A 6587-nucleotide genomic window follows, 5' to 3' on the forward strand; every position below is an offset into this window, starting at 1 on the left:
TGCTGGCCGGCCTTGGCTACAAGGTCAATCGCCTCGGCATCGACACCCGCCTCGCCCTGCCCGAGCATGATTTTTCCGGGAAGCGCAACGAGACCGTGCGCTACTCCGAACGCTGGCTGCTGAAGAAAGGCTTTTCGTTCGAAGAGGACAAGCGCACGATCTACCTCGACGAGATCGCCCGGCTTTCGGAAAACTGGCGCGGCGACCGCATCGTCAAGCGCTGGGAGATGGGTTTTCTCAACCGCCATTTCGCCGACCATCTCGGCACCGACATGCGCCGTTTCGTCCTGCACGGTCCCGATGGCGAACTGGTCGCTTTGCTCGACTTCGACCCGTTGTTTGCCGGCGGCAAGGTCATCGGCTACACCACCGCCTTCAAGCGCAAGCATCTCGACGCCTCACCGCATGCCGAGATCGGCCTGACCAAGTTCGCCGTTGACCGTTTTCGCGAAGAGGGCATCTCGGTGGTCACGCTCGGCCTGTCGCCGCTCGTCGATGTGGGCCCGAGCGGATTTGCCGAAAGCGATTTCTGGCGCAATGCCTTCCAGCGCGCCTATTCTTCTCCCTGGGTCAATCGGCGCAGGTTCAACCTGCAGGGCCAAGCGGCGTTCAAGCGCCGCTTCCACGGCGTCGAGGAGCCGGTCTACATCGCCTTCCGCAAGGGGACGTATGTCGAGATGCTGGGGTTGCTGCGGCTGGTCAAGGCGATCTAGGTCTGGCGATATTCAGGTGAGGCCGGCCTGACTTGAATCTCGACAGACCTGACAGCGTCACACGGCGCTTTCGCCGCTCAGTTCCTGAGCCGGTAGCCGGTCCTGAAGATCCAGGCGACGATCGCTATGCAGATCAGCAGAAAGACGATCGTCATGCCGAGGCTGATACCGACCGAGACATCGGATTTGCCGTAGAAGCTCCAGCGGAAGCCGCTGATCAGATAGACGACCGGATTGAACAGCGTCACCGTGCGCCAGATCTCGGGCAGCATGTTGATCGAATAGAAGCTGCCGCCGAGGAAGGTCAGCGGCGTGATGATCAACAGCGGCACCAGCTGCAGCTGCTCGAAACTCTTCGCCCAGATGCCGATGATGAAGCCGAACAGGCTGAAGGTCACCGCCGTCAGCACCAGGAAGGCGAGCATCCAGAACGGATGCAGGATGGTCAGCGGCACGAACAGCGAGGCGGTGGCCAGGATGATCAGACCGAGAAGGATCGACTTGGTCGCGGCGCCGCCGACATAGGCGATGACGATCTCCAGATAGGAGACCGGCGCCGACAGAAGCTCGTAGATCGAGCCGACGAATTTCGGGAAGTAGATGGCAAAGGAGGCGTTGGAGATCGACTGCGTCAACAGCGACAGCATGATCAGACCCGGCACGATGAAGGCGCCGTAACTGATGCCGTCGATCTCGGTGATGCGCGAGCCGATGGCCGAGCCGAAGACGACGAAATACAGCGATGTCGAGATGACCGGCGAGACGATGCTCTGCAGCACGGTGCGGAAAGCACGCGCCATTTCCATCCGATAGATCGCCCATACGGCGCGAAGGTTCATGGTTCCCTCCTCACCAGATTGACGAAGATCTCCTCGAGCGAAGAGTTTTGCGTGTCGATATCGCGGAACTGGATGCCGCCGGCCTCGAGATCGCGCATCAACGAGGCGACGCCGGGCCGCTCGGCCTGATTGTCATAGGTGTAGGTCAGCTGCCCGCCATCGGGCGACAACTCCAGCGCATAGCGCGAGAGCGCCTCGGGAATGGCCGTCAGCGGATTGCGCAGTTCCAGCACCAGCCGCTTGCGGCCGAGCTTGCGCATCAGTTCGGCCTTGTTCTCGACCAGGATGATCTCGCCGCGGTTGATGACGCCGACCCGGTCGGCCATCGCCTCGGCTTCCTCGATATAATGCGTGGTGAGGATGATGGTGACGCCGTCCTCGCGCAGCCGGCGCACCATCGCCCACATGTCCTGGCGCAGCTCGACGTCGACGCCGGCGGTCGGCTCGTCGAGGAACAGGATGCGCGGCTCATGCGACAGCGCCTTGGCGATCATCAGCCGGCGCTTCATGCCGCCCGACAGGGTGATCGCCTTGGCGTCCTTCTTGTCCCACAGCGACAGGTCGCGCAGCACCTTCTCGACAAAGCCGGGGTTGGCCGGCTTGCCGAACAGGCCACGGCTGTAATTGACCGTCGCCCAGACGCTCTCGAAGGCGTCGATTGTCAGTTCCTGCGGCACCAGCCCGATCAGACCGCGCGCGGCGCGATAATCCTTGTTGATGTCGTGGCCGTCGACGGTGACGGTGCCCGACGAACGGTTGACGATGCCGCAGACGATCGAGATCAGCGTCGTCTTGCCGGCGCCATTGGGTCCAAGCAGCGCGAAGATCTCGCCGCGCTGAATGTCGAGATTGACTTCCTTGAGCGCGGTGAAACCGGTGGCGTAGGTCTTGGAGACCCCGGAAATGGACAGGATGGAAGGCATGGATGAAAACGGCTGCTTGAAAGAGGTCCCCTGATATAGGCCGAATGTCGGTGCTTGCAACCGCAAGTCAATGCCCTGCTGACAGTTCTCGACAATCGTGCCGGCCGGCCGTTGCAGGTGCGGCGCACAGGCCCGGAGTTGCGCGGCACGCAACCGGCAAAATTGTCCTGTGGCGTTCAGCCTCGCGGCAGGACGCCGCTTTGACCTGAACTCGCTTCGGGCCTATCCTTCGCGAGTATTTGCAGCAGCCGGAGCCCATCATGGACCCGCTCATACTTTCGCGTATCCAGTTCGGCGCGAATATTTCATTCCATATTCTATTTCCGACGATCACCATTGCGCTGGGTTGGGTGCTGCTGTTCTTCAAGCTGCGTTACAACGCGACCAACGATTCCGCCTGGATGCGCGCCTATTTCACCTGGGTGAAGGTGTTCGCGCTGTCCTTTGCCATGGGCGTGGTTTCGGGCGTCACCATGAGCTTTCAGTTCGGCACCAACTGGCCGGGCTACATGGAAAAGGTCGGCAACATCGCCGGGCCGCTGCTGGCCTACGAAATCCTCACCGCCTTCTTCCTCGAAGCGGCCTTTCTCGGCATCATGCTGTTCGGCTTCCGCCGCGTCTCCAACCGCATCCACACGCTGGCGACGGTGCTGGTCGCCGGCGGCACCACCGTCTCGGCATTCTGGATCATCGCGCTCAATTCCTGGATGCAGACGCCGGCCGGATTCGAGATGCGCGACGGCGTGGCGCATGCGGTCGACTGGTGGGCAATCATCTTCAATCCGTCGATGCCCTACAGGCTGACCCACATGCTGCTGGCGTCGGGGCTGACGGTGTCGTTCCTGATATCAGGCCTGTCGGCGCTGCGTTATCTCACCGGCGACCGCTCGGAATCGATGTGGAAGGCGCTGCGCACCGGCGTCTTCACCGCGGCGATCCTGATCCCGATCCAGATCTTCGCCGGCGACCAGCATGGGCTGAACACGCTGGAGCATCAGCCGCAGAAGATCGCCGCCATGGAGGCCAACTGGAACACCGGCCCCAACGTGCCGCTGGTGCTCTTCGCGCTGCCGACGAGGCGGCGAAGGAAAACAAATTCGAGATCGCCATTCCCGATGGGGCCAGCCTGGTGCTGCGGCACTCGGCCAGCGGCGTGGTGCCGGGACTGAACGACTATCCCGGCAATCATCCGCCGGTCTTTCCGGTGTTCTGGGGTTTCCGCGTCATGGTCGGCACGGGCATATTGATGCTGCTCGTCTCTTGGTCGGCGGCCTTCTTCCTCAAGCGCCGGCACAGCCTGCCGAAGCCGCTGGCCATGCTGATGGTGCCGATGGGGCTGTCGGGCTGGCTGGCGACGTTGGCCGGCTGGTACACCACCGAAATCGGCCGCCAGCCCTGGCTGGTGACGGGCGTGCTGAAAACCGCCGACGCGGTCGGCCCGGTGGCCGGCAGCCATGTCGCGCTGACGCTCGCCATATACCTCGTTCTCTATGTGCTGTTGCTGATCGCCTATCTCGGCGTGCTGGTGCACCTGGCGCTGAAGGCGGCGAAGGACGGCGACAACTCGCCGTTGCCCGGCGTGCTCAACGCGCCGATGTCGCAGCCGGCTGCGGGGGAGTGATTTGATATGGCACTCCAGCCGGGCGCCGGCGCGGCCCCTCACCTGCCTGCCGGCATCCTCTCCCCGTATAGGGACGGGGAGAGGGGCGCTCGCATCGACGGTTTCGCCAGTCACCAGCGTTGCAAGAAAAGCGCCGAGATTGCGGCCAGCCCCCTTCTCCCCGTCCCTATACGGGGAGAAGTGCCCGGCAGGCAGGTGAGGGGCGGCGCCGACTTCGGCAATCGATCTGAAGCCTCGATAGAGCCCCATCCGATCACATCGCGATTAGCCGGCTCTGGTGAGTGAGGAGAAAAAGATGACCTTCGACTGGCCAACCGCGCTTCCGCTGATCTTCGCCGGCCTGATGGGCCTCGCCATCCTGATCTACGTCATTCTCGACGGTTTCGATCTCGGCATCGGCATTCTGTTCGCCGCCGCTGAAGACGCCGAACAGGATACGATGATTGCCGCGATCGGCCCGTTCTGGGACGCCAACGAGACCTGGCTGGTGCTGGCCGTCGGCCTGCTGCTGGTCGCCTTCCCGCTGGCGCATGGCGTCATCCTGACGGCGCTCTACATTCCGGTCTTCGTGCTTTTGCTCGGGCTGATCCTGCGCGGCGTCGCCTTCGATTTCCGCGCCAAGGTGCCAGCTGGCCGCAAGCATCGCTGGAACCGTATCTTCTTCCTGGGTTCGCTCATCGCCTCGCTGGCGCAGGGCTATATGCTGGGCGTCTATGTGCTCGGGCTCGACGTCGGCCTCGGCGGCATGGCGTTCGGCGTGCTGGTGGCGTTCTGCCTTGCCGCCGCCTACGCGGCGATGGGCGCGGCCTGGGTGATCTACAAGACTGAAGGCGAATTGCAGAAGAAAGCGGTGCGCTGGCTTCGCACCGCGCTGGTGCTGACCGCGCTCGGCATGGCGGCGGTGTCGCTGGCGACGCCCTTCGCCAGCCCGCGCATCTTCGACAAATGGTTCGTCTGGCCGGAAATGCTTTATCTGTCGCCGCTGCCGATCCTGTCGGCGCTTTTGTTCCTGTGGCTGTGGCGGCAGACCTTCCATCTGCCGAAGCCCGACGACCGCCATTCGCTGATGCCGTTCCTGACGCTGGCCGCCATCTTCGCGCTCGGCTTTGCCGGTCTCGCCTGGTCGTTCTACCCGTTCGTGGTGCCCGATCGCCTGACCATCTGGCAGGCGGCTTCCGCGCCGGAGAGCCTGGCCATCATCCTCGCCGGCACCGTGGTCGTGCTGCCGGTCATCATCTTCTATTCGTTCTATGCCTACCGGGTGTTCGGCGGCAAGGCGACGGATCTGACGTATGATTGAAGGGGATGGCGGGAGCTAATCTCCCCCCTCGAGGGGGAGATGTCGCCGAAGGCGACAGAGGGGGTCGCCACACGGAGAGCGCTAACCTCATTCTGTCGCAAGAGGCCGAGACCGGTCGAGCCGACCCCCTCTGGCCGCTTCGCGGCCATCTCCCCCTCAAGGGGGAGATTAACAGCGCTCAGCTCAATTGCTCGCCGACAGCACCAGCACCGGCTTGTCGCTGTAGAGCGCCGGGAACAGCGCCTTCAAATTCGCCACCTTGGGCAGGTCGTTGTAGACGATGTAGGGATAGGTCGGGTTCAGCGTCAGGAAATCCTGATGGTAATTCTCGGCCGGATAGAAGGTCTTGCCGGTTTCCAGCGTGGTGACGATCGGCTCCGGGAACACCTTGGCCTGGTCGAGCTGGGCGATGTAGCTTTGCGCGATCTTCTTCTGTGCATCGTTTTCGGCGAAGATCGTCGAGCGGTATTGCGTGCCGGAGTCCGGACCCTGGAAATTCAGCTGGGTCGGGTTGTGGGCGACCGAGAAATAGACCTGCAGCAGCTGGCCATAGGTCACCTTCGATGGATCGTAGGTGATCTCGACGGATTCGGCATGCCCGGTGCGGCCTGAGCCGACCGTCTCGTAGACGGCGGTGTCCTTGTCGCCGCCGGAGTAGCCGGAGACAGCCCTGGTGACCCCCTTGACGTGCTGGAAGACGCCCTGCACGCCCCAGAAGCAGCCGCCGGCGAAGATTGCCTTTTCAGTGCCGGCGGCCGCCTTCTCGTCGATTGCCGGCGGCGGGATCTTCACCGCGTCCTCGGCCGAAACCGCCGGCGTCAGCCAGAAGGCGGCGCCCGCTGCGGCAAGTGCAAGCGCGGCGAGGGCGCCTTTGACAAAGCCGAGCGAACGGTTTGAAATCTTGATGTTGGTCATGGTTGCACTCCTCGTGGCTTCCATAGGGATCAGTCTATTGCATCAAATAGTGCGGCGCGACGCACATTCGCGTGCGCCGAATGCGGAATCTTACCGTCAGCGCTGCCCCTCACTGTCCTGCCGGACATCTCTCCCCGCAAAACGGGGAGAGAGCAACTGGCCGCGACGCTGGCGTTTCTATCTGCAACACCGATGATTGGCGAAACCGTCGATGAGCGCCCCTCTCCCCGTCACTATACGGGGAGAGGATGCCGGTAGGCAGGTGAGGGGCAGCGC

5 protein-coding genes and 1 pseudogene are annotated in these 6587 nt (G+C 63.0%); 3 read left to right on the forward strand and 3 right to left on the reverse strand.

The window, feature by feature from the left end:
* A partial coding sequence (locus tag EN906_RS18080) for a phosphatidylglycerol lysyltransferase domain-containing protein (RefSeq protein WP_127375286.1) occupies positions 1–713 on the forward strand: 713 nt, incomplete at its 5' end.
* 77 nt (positions 714–790) lie between these two features.
* Here the strand turns inward: EN906_RS18080 and EN906_RS18085 are convergent.
* On the reverse strand, positions 791–1552 hold the full coding sequence (locus tag EN906_RS18085) for an ABC transporter permease (RefSeq protein ID WP_127268577.1): 762 nt from the start codon (positions 1550–1552) through the stop codon (positions 791–793).
* Positions 1549–2475 carry an ABC transporter ATP-binding protein gene (locus EN906_RS18090; RefSeq protein ID WP_127268578.1) on the reverse strand — a complete coding sequence of 309 codons (927 nt, stop codon included), beginning with the start codon at positions 2473–2475 and terminating at the stop codon, positions 1549–1551. The genes EN906_RS18085 and EN906_RS18090 overlap by 4 nt, the downstream gene beginning before the upstream one ends.
* Positions 2476–2735: 260 nt before the next feature.
* Here EN906_RS18090 and EN906_RS18095 point away from each other — a divergent pair.
* Positions 2736–4096 (forward strand): annotated as a pseudogene (locus EN906_RS18095) (cytochrome ubiquinol oxidase subunit I).
* A 295-nt stretch (positions 4097–4391) separates the two neighbouring features.
* A complete protein-coding gene (locus EN906_RS18105) occupies positions 4392–5396 on the forward strand; it encodes a cytochrome d ubiquinol oxidase subunit II (protein ID WP_127269735.1) in 1005 nt (334 codons plus the stop codon).
* A gap of 183 nt (positions 5397–5579) precedes the next feature.
* On the opposite strand, the gene msrA is transcribed toward EN906_RS18105, so the two are convergent.
* On the reverse strand, positions 5580–6311 hold the full coding sequence (msrA, locus tag EN906_RS18110; RefSeq protein ID WP_127268581.1) for a peptide-methionine (S)-S-oxide reductase MsrA: 732 nt from the start codon (positions 6309–6311) through the stop codon (positions 5580–5582).
* Between the last annotated feature and the right edge of the window lie 276 nt (positions 6312–6587).

This window comes from Mesorhizobium sp. M7A.F.Ca.CA.004.06.1.1 (genome assembly GCF_003999135.1).
GTDB lineage: Bacteria > Pseudomonadota > Alphaproteobacteria > Rhizobiales > Rhizobiaceae > Mesorhizobium.